At 62.2% G+C, this 25,124-nt stretch carries 23 protein-coding genes and 1 pseudogene; 7 read left to right on the forward strand and 17 right to left on the reverse strand.

Features of this window, described 5'->3' with window-relative positions:
- Positions 1 to 248 precede the first annotated feature (248 nt).
- A complete protein-coding gene (locus FRAAU_RS05045) occupies positions 249 to 1,487 on the forward strand; it encodes a diguanylate phosphodiesterase (RefSeq protein ID WP_041270861.1) in 1,239 nt (412 codons plus the stop codon).
- 138 nt (positions 1,488 to 1,625) lie between these two features.
- Here the strand turns inward: FRAAU_RS05045 and FRAAU_RS05050 are convergent, their stop codons facing one another.
- Positions 1,626 to 2,669 (reverse strand): TonB-dependent receptor, encoded by a 1,044-nt coding sequence (locus tag FRAAU_RS05050; RefSeq protein ID WP_052317796.1) that lies wholly within the window; start codon positions 2,667 to 2,669, stop codon positions 1,626 to 1,628.
- Positions 2,670 to 2,776: 107 nt separating this feature from the next.
- Between FRAAU_RS05050 and FRAAU_RS17960 the strand changes: the two are divergent.
- A pseudogene (locus FRAAU_RS17960) lies at positions 2,777 to 2,966 on the forward strand (IS5/IS1182 family transposase); the annotation flags it as partial.
- Positions 2,967 to 3,146: 180 nt separating this feature from the next.
- Here the strand turns inward: FRAAU_RS17960 and FRAAU_RS05055 are convergent.
- From FRAAU_RS05055 to FRAAU_RS05070, 4 genes are all read right to left on the reverse strand, one after another.
- Positions 3,147 to 3,431 (reverse strand): DUF3325 domain-containing protein, encoded by a 285-nt coding sequence (locus FRAAU_RS05055; protein ID WP_014402492.1) that lies wholly within the window; start codon positions 3,429 to 3,431, stop codon positions 3,147 to 3,149.
- Positions 3,428 to 5,056 carry a PepSY-associated TM helix domain-containing protein gene (locus FRAAU_RS05060; RefSeq protein WP_014402493.1) on the reverse strand — a complete coding sequence of 543 codons (1,629 nt, stop codon included), beginning with the start codon at positions 5,054 to 5,056 and terminating at the stop codon, positions 3,428 to 3,430. Before FRAAU_RS05060 ends, FRAAU_RS05055 begins: the two co-directional genes overlap by 4 nt.
- Positions 5,053 to 5,418, reverse strand: coding sequence for a DUF3649 domain-containing protein (locus tag FRAAU_RS05065; RefSeq protein WP_014402494.1), 366 nt, complete (start codon positions 5,416 to 5,418; stop codon positions 5,053 to 5,055). Before FRAAU_RS05065 ends, FRAAU_RS05060 begins: the two co-directional genes overlap by 4 nt.
- An 847-nt stretch (positions 5,419 to 6,265) precedes the next feature.
- Positions 6,266 to 6,958, reverse strand: coding sequence for a FadR/GntR family transcriptional regulator (locus FRAAU_RS05070; protein ID WP_041270384.1), 693 nt, complete (start codon positions 6,956 to 6,958; stop codon positions 6,266 to 6,268).
- 318 nt (positions 6,959 to 7,276) lie between these two features.
- On the opposite strand from FRAAU_RS05070, the gene FRAAU_RS05075 reads away from it, so the two are divergent.
- Positions 7,277 to 7,534, forward strand: a complete 258-nt coding sequence (locus FRAAU_RS05075; protein WP_014402496.1) for a hypothetical protein — start codon at positions 7,277 to 7,279, stop codon at positions 7,532 to 7,534.
- 370 nt (positions 7,535 to 7,904) lie between these two features.
- Here FRAAU_RS05075 and FRAAU_RS05080 read toward each other — a convergent pair whose 3' ends face one another.
- From FRAAU_RS05080 to FRAAU_RS16350, 3 genes are all read right to left on the reverse strand, one after another.
- The gene (locus FRAAU_RS05080) at positions 7,905 to 10,913 is read right to left on the reverse strand and encodes a TonB-dependent receptor (RefSeq protein WP_014402497.1); all 3,009 of its coding nucleotides are present in this window, start codon (positions 10,911 to 10,913) and stop codon (positions 7,905 to 7,907) included.
- 246 nt (positions 10,914 to 11,159) lie between these two features.
- A complete protein-coding gene (locus tag FRAAU_RS05085; protein ID WP_014402498.1) occupies positions 11,160 to 11,348 on the reverse strand; it encodes a helix-turn-helix transcriptional regulator in 189 nt (62 codons plus the stop codon).
- Positions 11,349 to 11,484: 136 nt separating this feature from the next.
- The gene (locus FRAAU_RS16350; RefSeq protein WP_014402499.1) at positions 11,485 to 11,805 is read right to left on the reverse strand and encodes a hypothetical protein; all 321 of its coding nucleotides are present in this window, start codon (positions 11,803 to 11,805) and stop codon (positions 11,485 to 11,487) included.
- A gap of 173 nt (positions 11,806 to 11,978) precedes the next feature.
- Here FRAAU_RS16350 and FRAAU_RS05095 point away from each other — a divergent pair, with 173 nt between their 5' ends.
- On the forward strand, positions 11,979 to 12,398 hold the full coding sequence (locus FRAAU_RS05095) for an NUDIX hydrolase (protein WP_014402500.1): 420 nt from the start codon (positions 11,979 to 11,981) through the stop codon (positions 12,396 to 12,398).
- Positions 12,399 to 12,655: 257 nt separating this feature from the next.
- Here the strand turns inward: FRAAU_RS05095 and FRAAU_RS05100 are convergent, their stop codons facing one another.
- Both FRAAU_RS05100 and FRAAU_RS05105 read right to left on the reverse strand, forming a co-directional pair.
- On the reverse strand, positions 12,656 to 13,618 hold the full coding sequence (locus FRAAU_RS05100) for a threo-3-hydroxy-L-aspartate ammonia-lyase (RefSeq protein WP_014402501.1): 963 nt from the start codon (positions 13,616 to 13,618) through the stop codon (positions 12,656 to 12,658).
- A gap of 299 nt (positions 13,619 to 13,917) precedes the next feature.
- Positions 13,918 to 14,481: a TetR/AcrR family transcriptional regulator gene (locus FRAAU_RS05105; RefSeq protein WP_014402502.1), complete on the reverse strand. Its 564-nt coding sequence runs from the start codon at positions 14,479 to 14,481 to the stop codon at positions 13,918 to 13,920.
- A gap of 110 nt (positions 14,482 to 14,591) precedes the next feature.
- On the opposite strand from FRAAU_RS05105, the gene FRAAU_RS05110 reads away from it, so the two are divergent.
- Positions 14,592 to 15,791, forward strand: a complete 1,200-nt coding sequence (locus tag FRAAU_RS05110; RefSeq protein WP_041270386.1) for an MFS transporter — start codon at positions 14,592 to 14,594, stop codon at positions 15,789 to 15,791.
- 385 nt (positions 15,792 to 16,176) lie between these two features.
- Here the strand turns inward: FRAAU_RS05110 and FRAAU_RS05115 are convergent, their stop codons facing one another.
- The 6 genes from FRAAU_RS05115 to FRAAU_RS05140 all read right to left on the reverse strand — a co-directional run bounded on the left by FRAAU_RS05115 (position 16,177) and on the right by FRAAU_RS05140 (position 22,989).
- Complete coding sequence (locus FRAAU_RS05115; protein WP_014402504.1) at positions 16,177 to 16,926, reverse strand: UTRA domain-containing protein; 750 nt, start codon at positions 16,924 to 16,926, stop codon at positions 16,177 to 16,179.
- A gap of 54 nt (positions 16,927 to 16,980) precedes the next feature.
- Complete coding sequence (gene pnuC, locus FRAAU_RS05120; protein WP_014402505.1) at positions 16,981 to 17,604, reverse strand: nicotinamide riboside transporter PnuC; 624 nt, start codon at positions 17,602 to 17,604, stop codon at positions 16,981 to 16,983.
- 62 nt (positions 17,605 to 17,666) lie between these two features.
- Entirely contained in the window at positions 17,667 to 18,548 is an 882-nt protein-coding gene (locus tag FRAAU_RS05125; protein ID WP_014402506.1) for a sulfurtransferase, read from the reverse strand.
- A complete protein-coding gene (locus FRAAU_RS05130) occupies positions 18,545 to 19,696 on the reverse strand; it encodes a phosphotransferase enzyme family protein (RefSeq protein WP_014402507.1) in 1,152 nt (383 codons plus the stop codon). The genes FRAAU_RS05125 and FRAAU_RS05130 overlap by 4 nt, the downstream gene beginning before the upstream one ends.
- Entirely contained in the window at positions 19,693 to 20,613 is a 921-nt protein-coding gene (locus tag FRAAU_RS05135) for an ABC transporter substrate-binding protein (RefSeq protein ID WP_014402508.1), read from the reverse strand. Before FRAAU_RS05135 ends, FRAAU_RS05130 begins: the two co-directional genes overlap by 4 nt.
- 90 nt (positions 20,614 to 20,703) lie before the next feature.
- Positions 20,704 to 22,989: a TonB-dependent receptor gene (locus FRAAU_RS05140; protein ID WP_014402509.1), complete on the reverse strand. Its 2,286-nt coding sequence runs from the start codon at positions 22,987 to 22,989 to the stop codon at positions 20,704 to 20,706.
- Positions 22,990 to 23,454: 465 nt separating this feature from the next.
- On the opposite strand from FRAAU_RS05140, the gene FRAAU_RS17175 reads away from it, so the two are divergent.
- Both FRAAU_RS17175 and FRAAU_RS16355 read left to right on the forward strand, forming a co-directional pair.
- Complete coding sequence (locus FRAAU_RS17175) at positions 23,455 to 23,592, forward strand: hypothetical protein (RefSeq protein WP_156803344.1); 138 nt, start codon at positions 23,455 to 23,457, stop codon at positions 23,590 to 23,592.
- Positions 23,593 to 23,680: 88 nt separating this feature from the next.
- Positions 23,681 to 24,295 (forward strand): hypothetical protein, encoded by a 615-nt coding sequence (locus FRAAU_RS16355; protein WP_014402510.1) that lies wholly within the window; start codon positions 23,681 to 23,683, stop codon positions 24,293 to 24,295.
- Positions 24,296 to 24,349: 54 nt separating this feature from the next.
- Here the strand turns inward: FRAAU_RS16355 and FRAAU_RS05150 are convergent, their stop codons facing one another.
- Positions 24,350 to 24,958 (reverse strand): TetR/AcrR family transcriptional regulator, encoded by a 609-nt coding sequence (locus FRAAU_RS05150; protein WP_245546437.1) that lies wholly within the window; start codon positions 24,956 to 24,958, stop codon positions 24,350 to 24,352.
- Between the last annotated feature and the right edge of the window lie 166 nt (positions 24,959 to 25,124).

The raw sequence follows: 25,124 nt of genomic DNA on the forward strand, positions 1-25,124 counted from the left end.
CGATGGATGTGGTTGGTGACCGGCACATTGCGGCGATGGTGAAATGTCGCATGTCGTTGCTGTGACATGGTCTTGCTGTGTATGTGGCTGCGCGTCTAGATGGCATGGCATGGCGGTTTGCGGCGCCTGCGGATGCACGGCAGGCCGGATCCGTCCGTGAGTCCCGGGCCTTGGCCATCGGCGCTGGCATGCTCTACTGTGGGAGGCTTGAGATGGGCTCGCCAGCCGTCGTCCATGGAGAGCATATCTTGCTGTCGACATTGATCTACCGCAGCCGCATTCGCGAAGAATTCAGTTCCGAGATGCTCCAGCAGCTGGCTGCGGCGGGACGACGGCGCAACGCCGCCATGGGCATCACCGGCATCCTGCTGTTTGACGGCGTTCATTTCGTGCAGTTGCTGGAAGGTGACAAGGCGCGGCTGGACGAGCTGTTCGAGTCCATCAAGCATGATCCCAGACATCGCAATATCGTGGTCCTGCTGCGTGACCAGGGGCCCTTCCGTCGTTTCGAAGGCGATCAACTGGCGATGCTGGATCTGCGGGTGCTGAGTTCAGCCAAGGTGTCATCGCTGATCCACGACAAGCTGGAGGAACGGACCAGTCAGGCCTGCAGTGATGACAGGGTCTACAAGATTCTGATGTGGTATGCCTTGGCGCGGGGAACCGACCATATCGTGGAAGGTGAGGATGCGCAGTGCTGGCGATGGGTTGCGGCTCCACCCCGCGATGTACCGCCGGAGCCCGGCGATCGCGGTCTGGCCTATCGGTTTGCCCTGCAGCCGATCGTCGATCCGCTACGGAGGGAGGTCACCTCGTACGAGTTTCTGATACGTGGCGCGGAAGGTGGATCACCTGAGCAACTGTTTGCCTCGATTCAACCGGAACAACGCTACCGGCTTGATCTGGAATCGAAGGCCGAAGCCTTTCGCCTTGCGCGTCGATTGGGGCTGAAGGACGTCAAGCTGTCGGTCAATTTGCTGCCGATGTCCCTGACCGGGATCCCCGGCGCCGTGGAGCGGCTGGTGGAGCAGATCGTGGAATGCGGCTTGTCACCCAGCCAGGTGGTGGTGGAGGTGACGGAGCAGGAGGCCATTTCCTGTCTGGAGGTCTTTTCCGGAGCCATCGAACAGTTGCGCCGGGCAGGCGTCGGCATCGCGGTCGACGATTTCGGTGCCGGTTTCGCAGGGCTTTCCCTGCTGGCCGAGTTCCAGCCGGACAAGCTCAAGATCGATCGCAGCCTGATCCAGAACATTCACCGCAGCGGGCCCAGGCAGGCCATCGTGCGCGCCATTGTCCAAGCCTCTATCTCGATGGGTATCACACCGGTGGCCGAGGGGGTGGAACTGGTGGAAGAGTGGTCGTGGCTGCAGGCCGTGGGTGTCGAGCGCTTTCAGGGATATCTGTTTGCCCGCCCGGCGACAGCTGGCATTCCAGCCATGAACTGGCCTGAACGGGTGGTGCCGCTCTTGCTGCCAACGCAGCCCTGAGGCGGGTGGTCCAGCGATGGGCTGGTCCACTGAAGGGGCGCCATGACGGCAGTCCTGCGCTGAACCGGCCGACCTCTTGATGGGGCCGAGGCCGGCGGTCAGCCGTAAAGCAGCCATCCTTCCGGATAGCCACCGGTCTCAGAGATCGATTTGTGCCGATAGCAATACGGTTCTTGGCGCGGACTCCATCAGGTAGGCGCTTTGCGCAACCCAATAGCGTTTGGCGAATATGTTCTGCAGCGTGGCGCGGAAGACCACGGGACGGCGTTTGATCGTCGTGCTGTAGCGCAGGCCCGCGTCATAGCGGGTCCAGGCAGGCATCTGCAGATTGTTGGCGGCATCGAGATATTCATGGCCGGTATGCTGGACCCTGCCGTTCACGCCGAGACCGGGTACCCACGGAAGGTCCCAGTCGGCTCCCACATTGAAGGTGCAGTCCGGGATGGCGGCGGGATGGTTTCCGTCCTTGGTCCTGCCGGTCGTGCCGATCAGGCTGGCGTCATAGAAGGTCGCGCTGGCCATCAGTCGCAGGCCTGGAACCACCTCGCCGTAACTGTTCAGCTCCAGTCCGCGCACGCGGGTGGTACCGCTGAGGCGGTAGATATTGTCGGCACCCAATACTCCATTGGGTTGCGGCAGCTGGAAGACCGAGGCAGAGGTCATGACATGACCCCAGTCGGCCTTGACGCCGGCCTCGTACTGCTTGGAGCTGTATGGCGCGAAGACCTGGTTGGCAGTGCTGGCGGCACCGGGCGCAGTCGGCCCCTGGGACAGCCCCGAGGTGAAGTTGGCGTAGAGCGACACATGCTCCAGCGGCTTGATCACCACGCCGGCCAGCGGCGATATCGCCGAGCTGGCATAGCTGCTGTTGCGGGTGCCGGTGGTAGGCGTATAGGCATCCACGGCAAGGGTCTGGTTGCGGACACCGCCCATCAGCAGGATGCGATCGTCCAGCATCGAAATCGAGTCGATCAGCTGCTCGCTGTTCAGGCGATGGTGCTGCGACCGTCCCCACGGAGTGCGGGCCGGCATCTCGGGCAGGGGCTTCGGGTAGTACAGATTGGATGGGTTGGCGGTCGCTGAAAGCGCATAGGCATAGCCGATGTTTTCATTCAACGAGGTATAGCCGGCCACCAGAGTATGATGCAGGCCGAAGGTGTCAAAATGGAAACGGCCCCCCATGTCCACGGTACGGGTCCGGGTGTAGGCATCGCATTAACTGTTTCGTATCGTGAAGTCAGCCCGCTGAGTCCATCGCGGTGGTGGTATGCGGAAACGACTGCTTGGACATGCAGCGCATGGGTGCGCAGATCCTGCCTCCCTCCCACCCCACGCGCAAAGTGCAGCGGGACCACGGCCCTGCTGTGCAGGGATCGGCACCTGATCAAGAACTTATTTGCCAAACTCAAGCTGTACCGGGCCATCGCTACCCGTTACGACAAGACAGCCCGAAACCTCCTCGGGCCATCTAGTGGGTAGTCTGGTCAGGTTGTCTGCGGTGAGGTTGATACCTTTGTTGATTCGTGGCCAGCATGTGATTTCCGTTTCTGAAGGCGGATGGGAAAGATCAATATCGATAAGCAGTACGACTCGATCCGATGACGCCTATCCTTGGCCGGCCTTGTTGGCGAGGCGGGGATGCGAGTGGCTCGAGGAGACTCAGTGCGGTGTTGTGCGGCGGGCCTGAATGATCAGGCCGAGATACACCAGGGCGGCAGCCAGGCTGGTGCAGCCGCTGTAGCAGACTAGGCCTGCTGCCCAGCCACGCCCCGCGACCAGCAGGCCGAGTGCGATCAGCAAGCCCAGCCAGCCGGACGCCCGCAGGCCACACGTGGCCGCGGGCGAAAGCGCGCGGCCGAACAGCTCGCGTTGCTGACGGGACGTCGCCAGGGCCAGTCCCGCGAACGCCATCACGCACAGGAGCATGACCAGCAGCGTGCTCATGGCTGGCCTACCGGTGATGAGCGGGCGGGGGCTGCCGCACGGCTGGCCGCGCGCAGCGGGTGTCGGCCGGCGCGGGCTGCGAGCATGGCGTGCAGGGCTGCAAAAGCCCACAGGCTGAGATCGAAGCCTGCGAAGACCCGGTCGCCGATGATCAGGCTGTGCCACAGCGGGCGGTTGGTGGTGATCGCGTTCAGCAGTGGCAGCAGGGCCAGCAGCGCACTGGCCGTCCATAGCAGCTCGATCCAGGCACGGCGGGCGGGGCGGCAGATCGCATAGAGCAGACTCAGCCCCCAGGCGGCAAAGAACACCTTGTCCTCGGCATCGGCGCGCTGCGCCATGGCTGCGGGCAGGAGGCGGTTGCTCCACAGGTAGCTGGTCATCGCGATCGACAGGCCGGCGATGCTGCTGATGTTCAGACGTTCGACCAGGCGGAAGCCGAAATGGGGGAGGTGCGGGTCGGGCAAGGACGCTCTGCGCTTGACGGTCCACATCACCAGGCCGGTGCCGACCATGGCCGTGCCGCCCAGACTGATGAGGAAGTACAGCCAGCGCAAGGGCATGTCACTGAAGCGGCCCAGGTGCAGTGCGGCCATCACGCCGCGCGTTTCTGCAGCGGCTCCGACATGGTCATGGACCTGCAGCAGCTCACCCGTGGCGCCATCGAACAGCAGATATTGCGGACTGGTCGATACCCGACGCGTGTCGCCGCGGGCGACTGCTACCCGGGCGGCGGCATCCCCGGGCCGGGTCACGGTGATGCGCAGACCTTCCGCCGATCCCCACCGTTGTCGGGCCAGGCGGACCATGGCATCCATCGGCGCGAGCGGAGCGGCAACATGGGCGGGTTGGCCGGGCCGGATATAAGCGCTCAGTTGCGTATCCAGCGCGGCCTGCTGCATCGGCGTCCGGAGGCCGGTTCTCGCACCCCAGGGCATGTACAGGGCCATCAACAATATCAGGCCGCTGTAGGTGATCATGAAGTGAAAAGGCAGCCCGAAGACAGACAAGGCATTGTGGGCATCCAGCCATGAGCGTTGGCCTTTGCCCCAGCGGAAGGTGAAGAAGTCAATGAAGATCTTCTTGTGGACAATCACGCCGCTGATGATCGCCACCAGCATGAACATGGCGCACAGTCCGGCCAGCCAGCGTCCCCACAGTACCGGCAGACCATAGAACTGGAAGTGGAAGCGGTAGAAGAATTCGCCGCCCAGCGTATCGCGAGCCGAGAGAGTCTTGCCGGTGTCGGGATCAAACAGTGCAGTCTGGAACGGACGGCCCCCGTGTCGGCGCGGCTGGTCCGCGTGGTCACGGTCGCGCCAGAAGGCACTGACTACCGGATTGCGCGAGGTAGGCAACAGCATGCTCCATCCGGGACTGCCGGCGGCGATCAAGGCCAGCGTATCCGCGGTGCGCTGGGCGATGGCCGGCAGGTCCGGCGCAATCTGTGCGGGCCTGAGCTCTGGGCGCATCCACTGCGAGATCTCCTCCTTGAAGTAACTGACGGTACCGGTGAGGAACATGGCATACAGCAGCCAGCCAGCAAGCAAGCCGGTCCAGGTATGCAGCCCGGTCATCTTCTGCCGCACGCCACGTGAGGGCGGTCGCATGCCCTTGGCCGTGCTCACAGCGGCGGCATGGCGGGTTGCGCCGAACTCACTCGCCAGGCGATCAGGGCCAGCGGAACAGCGACCATGGTCAGCCCGGCCCAGGCCCGAGTAGCGCTACGCGCAAGAAATACCCAGATCACCGCCCCGGCGTATACCGCGAAACTGGACTGCATGCCCGTCAGTACGGCCTGTGGCGTGGCCATGGGCAATGCCAGCGCGGCGATGCTGGTCAGTGCGGCAAGTGCATAGCCGCCGAGCATGGCGGCAGTGATGCGCGAGGCCAGTGCACTGATGCGGTACCAGCGGGCAAGCGACCTGGGTTGGGGGGGGGGCGGGGCTGGCAGGCATGGCTTCAGGCAGTCGTAAAATCTTGCCAACATTATCTGGTAATGAGAATCGATTGCAAATAATGGTCACCTGACCAAAGCATCGCATCGGCCTGACATGGTGCTGTCGCCGATGATTCCGGTCTCGACAGAGGGCGCTGGTTCAAGGGATGGCGGCCGGAAACGTTGCAGCCGGTCATGAATGCGGATCATGCGCGGGCGATGGTGTCGCGATTCCCTTGTCGTGCCTGCTGCAGTCAGGCAGCCGACACACAGGCCGTAAGCAGGGCATGGATCGGGGCACGGGGCTGGCGGCTGGATTTTGCCGGGAGGGCTGGGCTGCGAATGCCTATGACAGGGTTTGCGGCTGCCTTGCCGGCGAAGTCCTGTCATCCGGTTTCTGTGCTGGATGGCCGGACGGCCAATCACATTCACGCTGCGGACCGGATCGCAGGGGCCGGGTTGAATCGATGCCTCGCCATGGTTTGGGCAGGGCATGGCGCAAAGTGCGGCGGCGGCTTCATGACTTCTGCCCGGCAGGCTTGCTTGCGGTCCAGAGATCGGACGATCCGGCGATCGATCTTCCGGCGACAGGGTGGTGCGGCCGTACCGCTTGCCAAGGGAAGAGGCATCCATATCCATCGATAGTTGAGCAGCCTCCTCCGATGCTTCCGTCTACCCGACAAAAGACTCTTGTTCATCCTGAATGGGCTGCTCCCAATCCGAGGACGTGTCAGTATCGTCTCGGAGACAGAGGGCTGCGGGTCAAATCATCCCCGGATACGGTCTTGCTTGCCTGGGGACAAGGCTGGCGCACGCCGCACGGATGGTCATGGCGACATGGTGGTCATCATACATCCTGTGGCGGCGTGCCGCGTCAGGGGGAATGGGGAGCGTTCCCTCAGCTGGACTGCTGTTCCAGTTCGGTGCGCAGCAGCAGGGTACGCTGCTCGGCATTTTTCATATGCTGCCGCATGTACTTGCGTGCCGCCGCGTCATCCCGGTTGCGGATTGCGTCCAGCACCGACTGGTGTTCGTCGACGGCCTGTGCAAGAAACGCCTGGCTGGAATGGCTTTTGGACCGATCCAGATGTTGACGGATGCAGGGAATGCTGAGGCTGCTCAGGCGCTGCTGCATCTCGCGAATGTAATCATTGCCGGTGGCGGCGGCAATGGCGAGATGGAATTCGATATCCGCCGTGGTGATGTCCATTCGAGGATCCTTCATGGCGGTCCGGATCTCGCGCATGGCGGCCTCGATGGCCAGCAATTCACGGTCGTTCCGACGTTGCGCGGCCATGGCCGCCGCTTCGACCTCAAGCCCGGTTCTGGCTTCCTGCATGGCCAGCACGTCCAGCAAGGTCAATCTGGCACTTGGCCCATGACCGGAACCGGACTCGCTTCTGGGCGGCAGGGACACAAAGCTGCCGATGCCATGCCGGGTCTGGATACGCTGATGGGCTTTCAGACGGGAAAGGGCTTCCCTGATCACGGTGCGGCTGACTTCGAATTCAGCGCTCAGGGCGGGCTCGGTCGGCAGCTGGCTGCCGGCCGGGTAGATGCCGTTGTCCATGCGCTCCAGCAGGCGGCTCATGACAGCGTCGGAAAGACTTTGGGAATGACCTCTTTTTCGCACAATCACACGAAATGCCACTTATTCAATGCCTTACCGTACATCAAAGTGATCCCGCCGTGGCCAAGACACCTTGTCACACGATGTCAGACATCCTTGATGGGCAGGGTCTGTGTAGCCGCGGGGGCTATGGTCGTTGTTGGCTGGGGCACCCCGGCCTTGACCTGAAGATGACCTGTGATCTGCTGGAATGGCTTGAATGGTGTTGGACGAGCGTACCGGCCAAAGCTTTGCGGCTGAGTGGCCGGCTGGAATCAGCTGATGGCTGAAGGTAGCAGCATGAAAGCTTTGCACATTTTCGCGATCGCGGCTTCCGCGTTGGTCCTTGGCCAGGTGATGGCGTGGCAGCTGATATGGATGGACGTCGCATCCTCGTGGCTGATTCGCTCCCCCGGCTGGTGGCCGCGCATGCCTTCCGAGGTAGTGGATGGCCGATGGCTTGGTTTTTCCATCATCAGTACCCTGCTGACGGGAGTATTGATCCTCATCATCCGGGCGTTGGTTCGTCAGTGGATGGAAAAGGCCTGGCGACTGTAGCCTGCTTTCTGACAGGGTGTTGCAGTGCGGTCGGCAGACCATGGTGGCGGTCCGAGGGATTGCCGGTGCGCGCGGTCGGCGAAGTATCCTGGATGGCCATCATGGTCGTTGCCTAGATGACTTTCGTGGATGCCCTGATCGCTCCGCTGCCGAGTGAATCACCAGAGGAAAATGCCTGTCATCCAAGGGCATTTGTCTATTTATGGTATGTAACAACTAATCTTTGGAAGAAATTGTCGTTTTTTTTGCATGTCGAATGAGATTGTGGACTTCAATATGTAAAGAAGTTTATATGTATAAATGATAATTAATTTGTTCTGTTTATATGGCCGTCACCGCTGATTGATGGCTGCGGTGACGGCCATGAGGATCAGTAGTCGTAGTTCAGGCTGAAACGTACATATCGTGGCAATTGGCGGATCAGGGCCGCGCCATAAAGCGGATCCGGCGTCTTGGGCGAGATCTGGTAGTAGGGGTAGGCATTCAGCACGGTCTGGCTGTTGAAGACATTGAATACGTTGAGCGAAATACCCAGACGTGATGCCGCAAAGCCAGGTCGATAAGTGAGGCCCAGGTCCACCTGCTTGTTCCACGGCAGGCGATAGGTGCCGGGCGGGGCTGGATTGCCGCCGCACCAGTGATAATAGCTTCCGTAGCCGTCCGGATCGGTCTGACCCGCGCCATAGTAGCCCAGGCAGTTTCTTGGGTTGCCTGAGGCGATCAGCACATCACCGGAAATCAGCCACTGCGGAGTGATCTGGTAATAGCCGAACAGCTTGATCTGATGACGGTGGTCATTGCTCTGATCGCCATTGCTGTATGACATCAATGACGGGAAGTCCCAGTCGATGCTGGTCGAGGCGGCGGTTTGCTGGATATCCGAGCGCAACTGACCTTCGGTATCGCCATAGCTCCGCGAGAAGACATAGTCGATACGACCATACCAATGGCCGTCGAACGGGTGCTCCAGGAAGGTTTCAAGTGCATAGTACTTGCGCTTCAGCTGCGGAAAGCCCATCTCGGCATTGCTCAGCCCGACCGTGCGATAGGCGCCGCCGCTGTCGATTACCGTGAAACTGTTGCTGCGTCCCGGATTGATCAGGTAGCAGCTGTTGGTCGACTTCACGTCGTAGCCCAGCGCCGAGGCCTTCTGTTCGATAGCCGAGACATCGCAGTAATCATCGATCGCATTGCGCAGCAATCGACGGGTAGCCTTGGCTCCGTAGATCCAGTCGTGGCCCAGGGTCTTGGTGAAGCCCAGGATGAATTCATCCTGATATTCGGACTTCAGATTCTGTGCCGTCACGGTCTTCGGATCGGGCAATACGCCGTAGGTATTGTTGGCCGATACGGGGTTGGAGAAGGCTGTCACGCCGCTGGGAGTGCCGTCGGCGGCGATGCCGCTGTAGGTATAGTACTGGCTTGTGGATACATAGGCGCCTGCCGCATTGAGCGCCGGGTTCAAGGGCAGTCCCAGATAGTAGCGACCGGCATTGCCGTAGACCTTGAAACTGGCATCACCGTTCACATCCCAGCTGAAGCCCACCCGTGGGGCCCACTGGGGTTTCCGCTGGCGGATATAGGCCTGGCTGTTGGCGTTGTAATTGGTGAACTGGTCGTTGCGCAAACCCAATGAAACCAGCCATCGATCCGAGACCTGCCATTGGTCTTCGATATATTGGGACTGCTGCGAGGTGCGGACGCTCGCCAGCGAGCTGCTGACCTGCTTGATCGCATAGTAGCCGCTGGCGCCATTGGCATAGTCGGCTGGTGCGCCCACTCCCAGATTGGGAATCAGAGCCTGATCCGGTGAGGTGGTATAGCCGTAATTCCAGGTGTAGCCGGGACCGGAGGCCTGGCTGCCCTGATCGATGGCGCTGGAGGCCAGATTGTCGATGCCTGCGGTGATGCTGTGGCTGCCCAGCTGATAGTTCAGCGACAGACGCAGATTGCTGGTCTGGTTGTGGCGGTTGGCGTTGTACAGCGAGCTGACAGTCTGGGCATTGGTGATAGCCGTGCCGCCATTCAGGGCTGGATTCTGGTTGGCGGTATTGCTGAGATAGGTCAGCGAGCCATCGTAATTGCCCGGCACGTCATAGTTGAAGGTCTTCATTTTGCCGTACAAGGCCGTGAAGGTCAGATCCTCGGTGATATAGCTGGTGAACTTCGCGCTCCACAGCCGGCCCCCGGTCTTGGTCTGATCGGCGCTGTTGATATAGCTGCCGCGACGCAACTGGTTGTAGTCGTAGTTGTAGATATTGCCATCCGTGTAATTGCGGCTGGAGGCGCCGCTGAGTTCCAGGATGTTGTTCCTGGTGATGTTCCAGTCCAGCTTGCCGTACAGTTTGGGCAGATCCGTTCTGGAACGCACATACGGAGTGGATGAGGTGACACTGTTGACGGCCGTGTTGTTCTGTCGCGCGAATTCGCCGCTGACAAAGAAAAACAGCTTGTCCTTGATCAGCGGCCCGCTGAGATAGCCGTCATAGATGGTGCTGGCCTGCTTGTTGGCCGACTTCGGGTCATACAGCTTGCCGGCGACCGGCGATGACGGCAGTCCGTTGGTGTAGTAGACATTTTGCTGAGACTCACGGATGAAGTTCGGTTCCCATACCACCTGACCGCCGTAATGCCATTGATTGCTGCCGCGCTTGCCGACCAGATTGATCACGCCGCCGTCGGACCGACCATACTGTGCACTGTAGCCGCCGGTGTAAATTTCTTCCTGGTCGATGGAGTTGTAGGGCAGGGTGATGCCGCCGAAGCCACGCAAGGGATCCGTGGTATTGAATCCGTTGATGTAATAGGCGTTTTCGCTGGCCGAAGAGCCGCCGAAGCTGAGCAGGGATTGACCGGTCGGCCCGGAATAGCCGCCGCTGTTGGGCATTACGCCCGGTGCCAGCATGGCGATGGCCTCGGCTGAACGCCCCAAGGGCAGGCGGTCCAGCTGCGAGGCGTCGATCACGGTGCGCGAATCGACCGATCCGACATCGATGGCCGGTGCGCGATTGGCGACCACCTGCACGGCCGACAGCTGTTTGCCCTCCGGTTGTGTCCATGAAGCTTCGGTGGTGTTGCCCAGCTTGAGGTGAATGTGATTCAGATGGCCAATGACCTGACCATGTCTGGAAATCGTCACTGTGTAGGTGCCCAGCGGCAACTGGCCGGCGATGTAATGGCCATGCGCATCGACACTGACCTGACGGGAAAGGCCGGTATCGCTGGCTACCTGCACACTGAGGTCACCAGTCGGGCTGATGGTGCCGGCGATGGCGCCGGTCGTGGATTGCGCGAACAGGTCCTGGCTGGTACCTGCGGTGATGGCGAGCAGGGTCGCGACCACAGCCCTCGTCAGTGGATGGATCTTGATATGCAACATGGCCCCCGAAACGTGAAGCAGGTCAGGCAGGCATGTCCGTCGAAATGAGGGGTCATGCCTGGCTGATCCTGAGCTGAATCGGGAATGTAGGGTAACAGGCGTGTAGACGTCCATATTTTTCATATGCCGAAATCGCATATATATATGGCTGTCGAGATCTGCCGCGTGTGCAGGCCATGGGATGTTGCACCTCGGGTCACGGTGCATTCCGGCGAGCAGATCGGAGGTTTCCGGTCCGCATCTGGATCAGGGCTGGAAGATATCCTCGATGCGCCGTTCAAACATGGCCGCTATCGTGGATGCCAGCGGCAGACTGGGATCGTAGCGTCCGTTTTCGATGGCGGTGACCGTTTGTCGCGAGACAGTCAATGCGGCTGCGAGATCGCTCTGGCTCCATTCACGGGCCAGTCTCCGTTGCTTGATCCGTTTGTCCATCGATAGGGCCGCGCGGCCACCAGCGAGCCGATGGCCCGGCATCCGCCCATGATGGGCCAGACGGAAAAAGCACTCAGATGTGGCGGTCCGCCGGCTTCGGCAAAGCCCCAGCCAAAAGTGATCAATGCGGAGACACTTACGCGATAGCGATGCCGTCCAGCTGGATGCATCGCTGCAGCTTGTGCGTTCGCCACAGCTGATGCAGTCTGACCCAGACGACTGCCGGAATGCCGAGGATGGGTATCAGCTTGATGGCCCGCTTCAGCGGGCTGCCTGGCAGCAGAGCGTGTTCCAGTCCGTTCGCGATGATCAGCCGAAGGACGTACCGTGCCAGCGCGGCAAGCAGTTCACGTACGTGTTCGCCTGACTTTGATATGGGATCGACCTTCTCGTGCAAAGCGATTTTTATGCTGCAGGCTTCGATGATGTCAGGCGTGCTTTGCAGGGTGGGCGCCATGCTGGCGGATGATCCTGCTTGTGTTGATGGATGGAACAAGCGGATGGCCGGACCGGACCCATATCGTGAGGGCAAGGGGATCTGGTCAAACGGCTTGTATCGCCGGCATCATGTCTTGATGCCCGGTCGCTGGCCGAGCCGGACTCCACCATGGATGCAGAATACGGATCGTCATGAACCACAGTTTGATGATTGTCATCGCGGCCGCCGTGATCACCCGGGAGGATGGCTGCCTGCTGTTGGTCCGCAAGCATGGGTCTGACATCTTCATTCAGCCGGGCGGCAAGCTCGAGGTCGGCGAGCATCCACGGCAGGCCTTGTGCCGCGAATTGCAGGAGGAACTGGGTCTGAACGTGGCAGAACAGGACCTGACGCCCTTGGGGCAGGGTTCGGCACCGGCCGCCCACGAGGCGGGGCACACGGTGCGGGCGGAATTCTTCGGCCTGCAGCTGCCCCAGGCCTTGGCCGAGGGGCTGCAGGTCGCGGCCGAACTGGCCGAACTGCGCTGGATCGATCCTGCGCAGCCGGGCGATCTGCCCATCGCGGCGCTGAGCCGGGATTTCGTGCTGCCGCACTTCGGCTCGCCGCGCTGAGTGGAGCAGACATGGCCAGGCGGTCAGCCCTGGTGATGGCTGTCACTCGTGCCGGCCATCATGGCAGGGGAGGGCCCGATGTCGGGCCCTGGGCCGCAGTGCATCGGGTCCCATCCTGTACGCCGGCCCGGCGAACGCGCCGCACAGCCAGCACGTTACCGGTATAGCCCGGATTGGTGATGGGGCCGTGATCGCAGGTCGCTCTGTGCTTTTTCTGGCGAAGGCCCCGGCCGGACCGCTGCAGGCCAGGGCCGTGCTTATTGCTTCAGCAAGGTGGCGTAACGGTCCAGATCGACGTTGCCGCCACTGACCAGAATGCCGATGCGCTGCCCCTGCAGCGAGCTTTTCATCTGGTGCGCGGCGGCCAGGCCCAGGCATCCAGTGGGTTCGACCACCAGCTTCATGCGACTGGCGAAAAAACGCATTGCCTCGATCAGTTCGGTATCGCTGGCGGTCAGGATATCGGTGACATCGCGCTGGATGACGGGAAAGGTGAGCTGGCCAAGATGCTGGGTCTGGGCGCCATCGGCCAGGGTCACAGGTGTATCGATATGCACGATGCTGCCGCGGCGCAGCGACTGCTGGCCATCGTTGCCGGCCTCGGGCTCGACCCCGTAGACCCTGCAAGCCGGGGCCATGGCCCTGCTGGCCAGTGCCGAGCCGGCCAGCAGGCCGCCGCCGCCCAGCGGTACGAACAAGGCATCCAGCGGCCCGGTTTCATCGAACAGTTCCTTGGCGGCCGTGCCCTGGCCGCTGATTACGTCAGGATGATCATAGGGCGGAATCAGGGTGAGGCCCTCGCGCCCGGCCAGCTCGCGGCCGATCTGCTCGCGATCTTCGGTATAGCGGTCATAGCAGATGATTCGACCGCCATAACCACGGGTGGCTTCGACTTTGGCCGCCGGGGCATCGTGCGGCATGATGATGGTGGCCGGGATATCCAGCAGCGAGGCGGCCAGGGCGATGGCCTGGGCGTGGTTGCCCGAGGAGAAGGTGACCACCCCGGCCTTGCGCTGTTCCGCATTGAAGCGGGACAGGGCATTGAAGGCACCACGGAACTTGAAGGCCCCCATGCGCTGGAAATTCTCGCACTTGAAGAAGACTTCGGCCTGCAGTTCCCGATCGAGGATGCTGGACGTCAGCACCGGAGTGCGATGGGCATGCCCTTGCAGTCGCGCGGCGGCGGCAATGACATCGGCATGGCTGGGAAGGAGGTTCATCGGAATCCTTTGAGATGGCCGTCAGATCGGCTGCGGCCGCGGTGAAGGGCCCGGCTTCGCCGGCCTCAAGGATGGCTTTCCGGAGGCTGGCGGGCAAGAGAGGCCTGGCATTGGCCTGCCATGGCGGGCTGCCCGATATCCATGCAGGTCGTCGGACAAAAGACGGCATGGCTTCGAGCCGGGCATCCCCAAAGTGTCTCGCTCGGCGCCCCGCCGGCTGCGGGCGTAAGCAAGCAGGGCGGCGCGCGCGGGGCGGCCACTTCTGCCGGAGCAGGGGGCGGCTCTGCGCAGGTATCGGCTCAGCGTGGCAGGTTCGGTGCCAGCCGCCGTTCGATGTCTGCGGTGGTGGGGGTGGTGCCGGCAAACAGGATGCGATACATCAGCGGAGCGATCACCTGGTCGACAATGGATTCGGTCGCCACCACGGCCTCGCCGCGCTGCAGGCCGCGCGCACGCAGCGCATCGATCTGGGCCGTGCAGAAATGCATGCAGCGTTCCTGGCCATCTGTGCCGGCGCTGCCAAGCACGTCGCGCAACATGGCGCGGCCCGGTTCCGAAGCCATTTCTTCGAAGTACTGAGCCAGCCAGGCCCGCAGGTCTCCTTCGAAGCTGCCGGTGTCCTCGGGCGGCGATTCCGGACGGAGCTGCTCCAGCGCGACATCGGCCAGCAACTGGCCGAGATCCCCCCAGCGGCGATAGATGGTCGAGGGCGTGACCCCAGCCTCGGCGGCGATGGCCGGAATGGTCAGGCCATCCCGGCCAGCCTGATCCTGCAGCCGCTGCACAGCCTGGTGCACGGCAGCCTGGACTCGGGCGCTGCGGCCACCGGGACGGGGTGCGCTGCGTGAAGCTTGATTTTGCATGCGCCCAGTCTAAATCAATGCCCACCGATTGGCACTAATGCAATATATTTGCTTTAGTTATTGGTCGGGCGTAGTCTCTAAAGCATATATTTTGCTTTAGAGGATTCTGTATGTCGATTTCTCGACGCGCGTCGGTCCATGAGGCCTTGCCCATGATCCATGGCCTGAGCCTGATGATCTTTCTGGCCGCCGCGACGGCACCCACGCCCCTATATCGGCTGTATCAGCAGGACTGGCATTTCACTACCCCCTGGTTGACCGGCGTGTTTGCCATCTATGCCTTCACTCTGGTGTTGGCTCTGCTGCTGGGTGCACGGCTGTCGGATCACCTGGGGCGACGGCCGGTGATTTCGTCCGCCATCGTGTTGAATATGCTGGCCATGGGGCTGTTCATGCAGGCTCATTCGGTCGGCTGGCTGTTGTGGGCGCGTGCGCTGCAGGGGGCGGCTACCGGTCTGGCCACGGCAACGTTGGGAGCTGCGATGCTGGATCTGAACCGTCAGCGCGGCGCTGTCATCAACAGCGTGGCGCCGATGCTGGGCATGAGTATCGGGGCTCTGGGCAGTACGGCCATGCTGGTTTATGTGCCGGCGCCCTTGCCGCGGGTTTATCTGGTATTGGCCGTGTCGCTGCTGCTGGCGCTGGGCCTGACCTGGCTGACCCCTGAAACGGCCTCGCGCAGGGCGGGTGCATGGCTCAGCCTGCGACCCGGCCTGGGTGTTCCGGTCAGAATCCGGCGGGCTTTCCTGGCGGTGGCGCCTGTCAATATCGCGGTATGGATGGTGGGAGGATTCTATCTTTCGTTGATGCCGTCTCTGGTGGTCCAGATCATGCATGCCCGCTCGCCATGGCTGGGTGGCGGTGTGGTGGCCCTGCTGACCCTGACGGGGACCGTGGCCATCCTGCTGGCATTGCGGCAAGCGGCTCTCAGGGTGCTGCTGGGCGGGGCCGCCATGTTGCTGGCAGGCACCGCGCTGATCCGGCATGGTGTCGACCAGGCCAGTGCTGCGGGACTGTTGAGTGGCTCGCTGCTGGCGGGGCTGGGGTTTGGCAGCGCGTTTCTGGGGGCTGTCCGCAGCGTGCTGCCGCATGCCGAGGTGCATGAGCGGGGCCAGGTCATGGGGGTGTTCTATCTCGAAAGCTATCTGGCGTTCAGCGTGCCCGCCTTGGCTCTGGGTTTCATCGTGCAGTGGCTGGGTATGTTGCCAGCCGTGCATTTGTACACTGACCTGATCATGGCGCTGCTGGCGCTCGCGATGGCGTGGATGCTGGGTTGCCGCCGCCATCTGCATCTGCCGGCGGAGGGCTGATTGTCTTGTTACGTTGCCATGGCGGTCTGGCTGCGTATGCAGCGCCGGCCTGCATGGGCCGTCTGTGAATCCGGAGAGGGGAGTCGTCATGCGTCCTATGCGGATTCGAAACCTGTGTGGGCCGGGAGATGGGCAGGCTGCCAAGTCGGGTCGGAACTTTGCGGACCAGAACGGGTTGATGCACTTCATGGATGGCCAAACGTTGAAGCAGGGTACCCAAGGTGCAATTGTGCGCAAGGCTCGTTTTCCTGAATCATCCTGCGGATGAGGTCTGGTTCTTGAGGAGGCGACTGCAGGCATGGGTGTATCGACATTTCCGGTCGACGACTGTCGATCAAGGAAGCCACAAGCCTCCAGAGACACCTGGCCTGTGCTGATCGGTACCTTATCCGGAGGCCCTTGATGGGCCGGTACGGGGAGCCTTGCCATCGCTGGTGACGACCACTTCCAGCGCGTCGGCACGCCAGTATTCGCAGTCCAGTTCCACGGCCTGTCCGTCATCAGCGCGGCTCAGCCGCTGGATATGAATGCAGGGCATTCCGCGGCGCCCAAACAGCAGCTGGGCCGGTTCGGCCGGGAGACTGCCTGCATGCATGCGTGTTTCGCTGTGAGACATGTGCAGTCCCATCCGTTCGCCGAAGATGACGCTCAGCGATCCCTGCAGGTCATGCTTCAGCAGGTCGGGACACCAGCTGGCACGCAGGACGTTGATCTCGAAAAGCACGGCCCTGCGTCCAAGCCAACGTCGGCGTTTCAGAATCACCACCGGCGTATCGGCGCCGGGCAGGCCCAATTGCTCGGCGAAGATCGGGCCGGCGGGCTGCTCGAATGCGCTGAGCAGCTCCGTTCGCGGTGACCGTGACTGCGAGGCCGCATATTGCATGAAGCCGTCGATGCTGGCGGGGCTGTAGCGCAGACGTGGCGCGCTGACGAACCAGCCTCGGCGATTTTCACGGTAGACACGGCCCTGTGCTTCGAGCTGTTGCAAGGCCTCGCGCAAGGTGACCCGGGTACAATGGAAGCGGCCGGCCAGCAAGCGCTCCACTGGCAACGGCTGGTCAGCCGACCAGACCTGCCGATCGATATCGTGGAGAATGATGTCGCTGATGCGGTCAGCTTCCGAGGGCTGAGTCAACGCGGCGTCCTTGTCTTGGCGAAAGAGGCGGTTGCGGATCTCGCAGCTGCCATTCTAGCCGGGGTGTCGTGCGATATGTGCATCGGCCATGGAGTGACCGGTAGCGCACGATGTGACGGATTCGTTGCTGGCCCGGGACCGCCAGGTCACGTACCCATAGGCGGCCAGGCCGACGAAAAGCAGGTACAGGCCTGCCGTCACGGGCAAATGCCGGTACATGAACACGGCGACGTAGAGGCCGTCAATGACGATCCACAGCAGCCATGTCTGGAGATGCCGGCGCGCCGTCCATGCGCTGGCCACCAGGCTGGCCGCGGTGAGACTGGCATCCAGCCATGGCATCGAGGCATTCGTGTAATGTCCCATGAGACCGCCCAGCAAGGCGGTCATGATTGCTGCGGCCAGCAGCGACAGCATCAGCCCGCGATGAGACAGAGGCTGGATGATGATCGTGCCGGCCGTTTCGCGCTGTCTGCTCCAGCGCAGCCAGCCCCAGCACTGCAGCACGATATAGACGCCCTGCAGCAGCATGTCGGAATACAATTTCCAGCGGTGAAACAGGCAGGCGTACATGGCTACAGCGACGATACTGACAGGCCAGCAGGCACGCTGTTGGCGGGCCGTGAGCCAGACACCCCAGACATTGAACGCGCAGGCAAAGATTTCGAGCTTTGTCATACTGGATCTCGTCAGGCTTTGGGTATGCGATCGTGCCGCCGACATCGGCCGAAGACCGCGATTCAAGTTGCGCTGGACATCGGCAGGCTGACATCGGCAGACCACTCCTGCAGGGAACCGTCGTAGACCGCCACGTCACGGTGGCCAAGCCGATACAGATCAAGGGCCAGCGAGGCCGCCGAGATGCCGCCGCCGCAATAGATCACCCATGGGGTCGCGGCATTGGCCAGGGATGCCGCGACCAGTTCCGCGTTTTCGGCCATGGGCCGGCGGCGATTCGCTGGGCCCAGCAGACGGCGCGCGGGCAGGTTCAGGCTTCCGGGAATATGGCCGCGACGGCTGTAGCGGGTCGGCACGATGCCGTTGAACATGGCGTCCGACAAGGCACAGATCAGTGTGCCTTGCTGACGACTTTCTGTGATGGCCCGGACCTGCTCCAGATCGGCCCAGCGATGAGGCTGGGGCTTAAGTGACCAGTCATGCCGACGTACCAGCGGCTGAGGTTGGGGGGCTCCCCTGATGACGATTTGACCATCGGCCTTCCAGGCTGCAATGCCTCCATCCAGCACTCGGCACCGAATGCCGGCGCTGTCCAGCATCCACCACAATCGTGCAGCCCAGAACCCGTCACTGCGGTCATAGATGACGGGCATGCGGTCGGGATGAAAGCCGAGCGTGTCGAGTCTGTCGGGCCAGGCGCTCCAGGCCGGCATCGCGAAACTGAATCGAGCATGCGGGTCGCTGAAGGCATGCAGCAGATCCACATGGCGTGATCCGGGTATCTGTTCTTCAATCCAGCCGGCAAGGCCACTGGCATGGCGATGGTCGCCATCGAACCGCGGTGATGGCAGCTCGACGCTGGCATCGATGACATCGACTCCCGATGCCAGCATTGCCGCGGCCAGCTCGGACGGGGAGATCAACGGTGATGGTGGGGCACTCATGCGGCCCTCCGGGCCATGGTCTGCAGATGTGCGGTAAGGCGCTGGCCTTCGGCGCTGCCGAACCAGTCGGCGTGACCCAGCAGATAACGGTGGTAGGCGATATCCGCCGAGGCGGGATCTTCGGCGATGCCGGCGAAGTATTCGACTTCGCTCAGTGCAAAGTCGGCGTGCGCAAGGGGAAGCAGGCATGCCAGCTGGCGCAGCTGGGCGGCGGTGACGGGCTGTACCCGGGTATAGCCGTGCAGCAGAGCATCGAGTTGATCCAGCTCCGCTACGGTCGTGCCGCCTTCGTCGAGATCCAGCCAGGGAATCAGGGCGCGTTCGATGGCGGTAGCGAGGTCGAACAGCGCGAAGCTGCGATCGCTCAGACCGAAATCCAGTATCGACTGGACCTTCGGACCCTTGGGTGTCGTGCGCCAGAGCAGGTTCGATCCATGCCAGTCGCCATGGGTCCACAGTGCGGGGTATGACGGAAGCTGGGCGAGCAGCTGTCGTTGATAGGGATCGAGCAGATGCTGCTGCAGATCCTGCCGCCACTCGCGAGGCGCAAGGTAATCCGCCAGCGCCGGGCGCACATCCAGCTCGGCCTGTAGTGCGGTCAGCGTGCCGCTGGCGCCAAAAAGGCGGAAATTGTTCACCAGCAAGCGGCTGCGTCGAGGCGGCCGGACAAAGTCCGCCGCCGCGACGTGCAGCTGGGCCAGAGCCTCTCCGGCAGCCTCGGCCTCTCGGGTCGAACGATAGGCCGTCCACGAGTGGCGGTCGCGATACCAGTCTTCACCTTCGGCGACATACTGCACTTCGCAGGCCCAGTCACCGACCTGTCGGGCGGTATGACCGGACTGATCCTGCAGCCATTGCGGAACGGGCAAGGCATGTCGGGCCAGATGCTTTACGAAAGCGTGTTCTTCGGCCAGATCGCCAGCCTGCCTCAGCCGATGATGGTGCCGCTTGACGAAGAGCTCCGTACGGTCGGTTCTGACCAGGGCCGCTGACGAGAACGGCCGGGGGCTGTGCCAGCGCAGATCGAGCGGCCTGCCGGCCTGCGGATAGGCCTGCAGAATGGTCTCCACATCATCGAGCTGCAGTGCGGGCCAGCGTGGCACCACCAGGTCGTGGCCCATGCCGTGGGCGCAGGCCTGCGCGTTCACGGCCTGTCCCGCGGCAGATACTGGTTGTCGATGGCATCCTTCCAGATCTGCGGATTATCCACGATGCCATGGTCAGCGAGCCATTGTGCATAGCCCTCCAGCAAGGGGCTACGCTGCTCGCCCCAACGACCGTCGTGCAGCCAGGTCGGAGCGATCTTCTGCAGCGACGAGGAGAGCAGGGCCCGCGAAAAATAGGGGGTGGTCCGCTCGTAGACATCGAGTGCGGCCAGCGGATCGCCGGCGACCGTGGCAAAACCGCGCGCGGTGGCCCGGATGAAGTCGCGCACCATGTCAGGCTCGGCCTGCAGCAGCGCATCGCTGCTGCACAATTGATAGCTGTGATAGGCCGGTGCACCCAGCTGGTCGATCTGCCAGACGATCCGCCGTGCGCTGGGTACGGAGCTGTCCATCAGCGCTTCCCAGGCCCAGTAGCCGCCGAAACTCGCATCGGCCCGTCCGGCCTCCAGATCTTCGGGCCTCAGCTCGCGGGAGCCGGTATCGACGATCACGACCTGGTCGAAATCCCCGCCGTCGAGTTCCACCACATGGCGGACCATGGCCAGACCACGTGGCGTCGGATTCATGGCGAGGCGCCGGCCCTGCAGGTCGCGAGGGCGCTGGATACCCGTTTCAACCAGCGTCTGAATGGCTTCCAGGCCACGATGGTTGATCGCCGCGATGCCCTTGAGCGGCTGTCGTCCGGCGCGACGGACCAGCAGGCGATTGCTGGGGGCGACGGCAAAGTCGGCATCGCCGGACAGCAGGTGGGCCAGACTGTCGCCCTGGCCCGGGTCGGGCAGCAGGATATGCACGTCCAGCCCCGCCTGTCGGTACCAGCCTTGATCGCGGGCGTAATAGAACCCGGCCGAATTGGGCCAGGGATGAAAGTATTCCAGTACGAGGCGAAGCTTTTTCACGACGGATTCCGATGTGCTGCGTTTGGGTGAAACACGTGGGCTGTCTGGCCAGGGCGCTGTTGGCGAGCCGCGTCGTCAGGTCCTTGCATGCTAGAAGTCGTACTGCGCCGACAGACGCGCGGTACGTGGCTGGCCGGGATACAGGAACATGTCGCCGCCCGAGGCACCGGCATCGGCCCAGTAGAAGCGATTGGTCAGGTTGTCGATGCTCAACCGGAAGGTCAGCGCATGGCCTTCGACATGGGTCAGCAAGCTGGCGCCCAGCGACAACGTGACAAAGGCGGGAGCCTGCACCGAGGCATCGTTCAGCACGCTTTTGCGGCTGCTGTAATTGACCCCGCCGAGCAGGCTCAGCTGAGGTACCCACGGCAGATCATAGTGCGCATAGACGGCAGCCTTGAGTCGGGGCTGATTGATCACCTGCACGCCATCGTAGGCGCGATAGCCGCTGCCTGAGGCCGTGGCGTGGATATAGGCGAGGCTGGAGGTGATGCGCAGGTGGTCGGTGATCTCGCCGGCCGCGGACAGCTCCGCGCCCAGATGCCTTTCACTGCCTTCCCTGACATAGGTATAGCCTTCCTCGGAACTATCGGGCCGCGCGTAGGAAAAGGGCTGTGTCATGTCGAACAGCGCCGCATTGATGCTCAGGCGCGGGCTGGCCGACCATTTGGCACCCAGTTCGGTCTGACGGCTGACATAAGGGGTGAAAAACTGGTTGGCATTGGTCGCCCACCACGGGGCCTGATTGCCCAAGGACAGTCCCTTGCTGTAACTGGCGTACAGCATCCACTGGTCGGACGGCTTGTAGACCAGTGCGGTCTGAGGCAGGAATACATTCTGGCGGGTGTCGCGCTGCAGCGAACCGGAGTCGCTGTCGAAGGCCTTTTCACGCAAGAAGACCTCTCGCCCGCCCAGGCTGAGTTGCCAATGCTGGCCGAAGCTCAGCTGGTCGCTTCCGAACACCGCGAATTGCCGGCTGTCCAGCACGGTCTGCGCAGGTGTGACGCTGTCATCGTCTCGCGGGTAATACGGTGTGGCGCTATAGATGTTGCCGCTGCCGACATAGTCGTATACCTCCCCGGATTCCACCACTTTGTGCTGGAACGCGCTGATCCCCAATGTCACGCTCTGGTGTACCGGCCCATCGTCGATATCGCCGAACAGCAAGGCCTGGACTTCGTTGTTGCGGTAGTCCTCGACCGGCATACGGTAATCGTAGATGTCGTATCCGCCGGCAGCACTGAAATAATGTCCAGCCGCGTTGCTGCAGGCGCTCTGGTAGTAGCATCCGTATGCATAGACCATGTTGTCGTTCAGGTCCGACCAGCTGCTGCCGGCCCGTATCGACAGTCGCCAGTCGTCACCGAAACTGTAGTTGTAGCGAGCACTGAGGTTGTAGGCATTGAAGGTCGTCGGCTGTACCCAGGGCTGGTAGCCGATAAAGCTCGCATTGGATACATGGCCGGGCAGGGTCGTGCCGCCCAGCAGCTGATAGCCGTTGACGGATATCTGGCTGCGGCGCTGCCATTCCGCATCCACCTGCAGACTGCTTCTGGCCGTGATCCTCCAGTCGGCGGCCAGCGACAGCACGTTGCGCTGGCCGTCCGCGTACTGGATGGGGCTGTGGATGGCTTCGTGGGCAAAATTCAGGCGGATGCCGAAGTTCTTGTCACGAGCGAGCCAGCCGAAATCACCGGCGTAGTAACGTGAGCCCTGGGCGTCGGTCCCGATCGTAAGTGAATGAATGTCGGCCGGCCGTTTGGTCTCGTAGTCTATGATCCCGCCAGGCGATCCGACGCCGTTCTGGAAGGCCGATTCTCCCTTCAGAATGTCGACGCTCTGCTTGTTTTCAAGCGCGACATTCTGCTCGCCTGCGATCGTCAGGCCGTTGATCTGATAGCCGGTCGCCTGGTCCAGCGGGAATCCGCGGATGGACAGACCTTCGTAATAGCCTGTCGCGGCATCGTTGAGTTGCACGGAGGCATCATTGCGCACCACGTCGCTGAGAAGCTTTGCCTGTTGATCGTCCATCACGCTGCGTGTGACCTGGCTTATCGAGGCAGGCGTGTCGTGGATCGATTGCGGAGTGAAGCTGCCGATCTCGGCGATCTGGCCTTGATAGCTGCTCCGGCCGGATCCCGAGGTGACGACGATGCTTTGCAGTCGACGGGCCTTGCGGGTTTTCACTGGCGCCGGTGTTCCGTGCTGCGAGGCGGCATCCGTGACCGCCTGGGTGTCGTCGGCCGTTGGTTGCTCGATGGCCGATGCCGCCGTTGCCGACGGGCTGCCGTTGATGTCGACGATCAGGCCGATGGCAAGTGCGGCAGGCCACCGATGTTGGGTGAGCAGGTGTTTGATCTGTAAAGACAGTTTCATAAGCAGTCGATTGGAACGGATGCAGAGTGAAGACGGATCACACTGCCGGCACAACGGATGGGGGGGGCTTGCTGTCCGGGCGTAAGGACGTCCGTGAACAAGGAGCGATGTCGGTAGAGTCGGCCTGCGTCAGCGCGGCGGCTTCGGTCTGTGCTCAAGTGTAAGTGGTCGGGATCGCTTGATTGCGATCCAGCGCCATGACTTTTGGACGTTTGCTTATGTGCATTCTGGTATAGACCAGATGAGACAAGCCGACATTTTTCCGGTGCAATGGCCGATGCCGGGGAACGGCGGTCATGGACGAGAGGCGCGATGGGCGGGGATATGGTCTCTGATCGGCAGGGCGATCGAGCTTGATGGGCAAGGTCCTTGTCGATGGTGCGCACAAGGTCCGGTGGGCATATGATCGGTTGGCGATATGGTTCGAGTGTCTGATGCCGCCAGGCTGCGTGCGGCATCGGTTGCATGGATGCATTCATAGGCCAGTCCGCAGTTGACGTGCTGATCGATCAGGCGGCGCTCAAGGTGCAGGGCTGGCGCGCCATGTTGCAGCCAGGCATCGGGCCGATCCGGCAAGGCACCGATCAGACCCGTTCAGCATGACGGCGGAGTGGTTCGCTGTCGGCAGGGTACGGGTTTGACTACGTCGATGGGCAGAGACAATCTGCGTATCTGGAGAGGGGGAGTCGTCATGCGTCACAACAAGCGCTCGTGGTGGCCATTGGGAGGGTGTGCAGGTCTGGGCTGGCTGCTGATCGGGGCTTGCACTGTTGTGTCGGCTGCGCCATTCGTGGTGGTGTCGAACGAAGGGCTGTCACGGGCCGAGGCCGCCGACCAGGCTGATCGCCGACCGGGTCCGAGCGGCATCGACTGGTCACGGATCACGCCACGCGACCAGGGCCGTCGCAGAGCGGTGATGCAGTGGCTGGCCCGAGGCGAGATCCGCACTGGGCAGGATTATTTCAATGCCGCGGTGATCATGCAGCATGGCGACTCGTTAAAGGACGCAAGGATGGCACTGGCCTTCGCGACGCTGGCGGCGCAGTTGGATCCGGTCCGTGTCGAGGCCCGGCAGATGACGGCCATGAGCTGGGAACGTCTGCTTGAAGATCAGGGCCAGCCGCAGTGGTATGGCACCCAGTTCGTCAGGTCGGCCAGGACCGGTGCCTGGGAGCTTTACCCGGTGCAGCCCGGTGCGATCAGCGAACAGCAGCGGATCGCGCTGGGTCTGCCCAGTCTGGCGGAGGATCATGCGCATCTGGCAGCGATCAATGCCCGATCAAAGCCATCGACTGCCGGCCACTGAAAAGCCTTTGGAGGCGGGAGTTTCGCGCCGGCGCCGCGGTCTGCGACGATGCAATCAACGCACAGGCGCGGCGATGTCCCAATGGCGCATGACCTGGCCGATGGCTGCTTTCATCGCCGTGTAACCGACGCCGTCGCGGGCCAGCAGGGAGAGACCCAGCAGAAAGCTGTCAAAGACCATGGCCAGCGCCCGCGCCGAGGTGTCCGGGGTCAGTGAACCCTGCTTGATGCCGCGCTGGACGCAGGCCAGCAAGCCGGCACGGGTACGGGCCCTGGACCGGGTGAGTGGCTCGACCAGGGCCGCGTGTTCGGGCCGCACCGCGGACAGGGCGCCAAGTCCGACCATGCAGCCGCTGGGATGGCCGCGCTCGGTCTGCATGCGGGCCGAGCGCAGCAGGGCGGTTTCGATGGCGACACGTGGCTCCAGTTCAGCATCCCACAGACAGGACGTGACCTGGGAAAAACTGGCGAGATAGCGGTCGCAGCAGGCCTTGAACAAGGCTTCCTTGGATTCGAACGCGGCATAGAAGCTGGGCGCCGAGATGCCGCCACCGAGTCCGGCCTTCAATTGGGCCAGTGACGTCGACTCGTAGCCATACTCCCAGAACAGATACATCGCCTCCTCGATTGCCTGGTCCCGATCAAAACGGCGAGGTCGCCCCATGGTCGCCATCCGCTTCTCCTGTCATTGCCTGTGGCTCACGTGATACTTCAATACTGAGCGATATACAAGTGTAGGCTATGCAGCAGGCAGGCGTTGTCGGCATGGGTATTGCTTCCTATCAATATATATCGATTGTTATATATATCGTTGACCGGATGGTGATGGT

Origin of the sequence: Frateuria aurantia DSM 6220, assembly GCF_000242255.2 — a bacterium.
GTDB lineage: Bacteria > Pseudomonadota > Gammaproteobacteria > Xanthomonadales > Rhodanobacteraceae > Frateuria > Frateuria aurantia.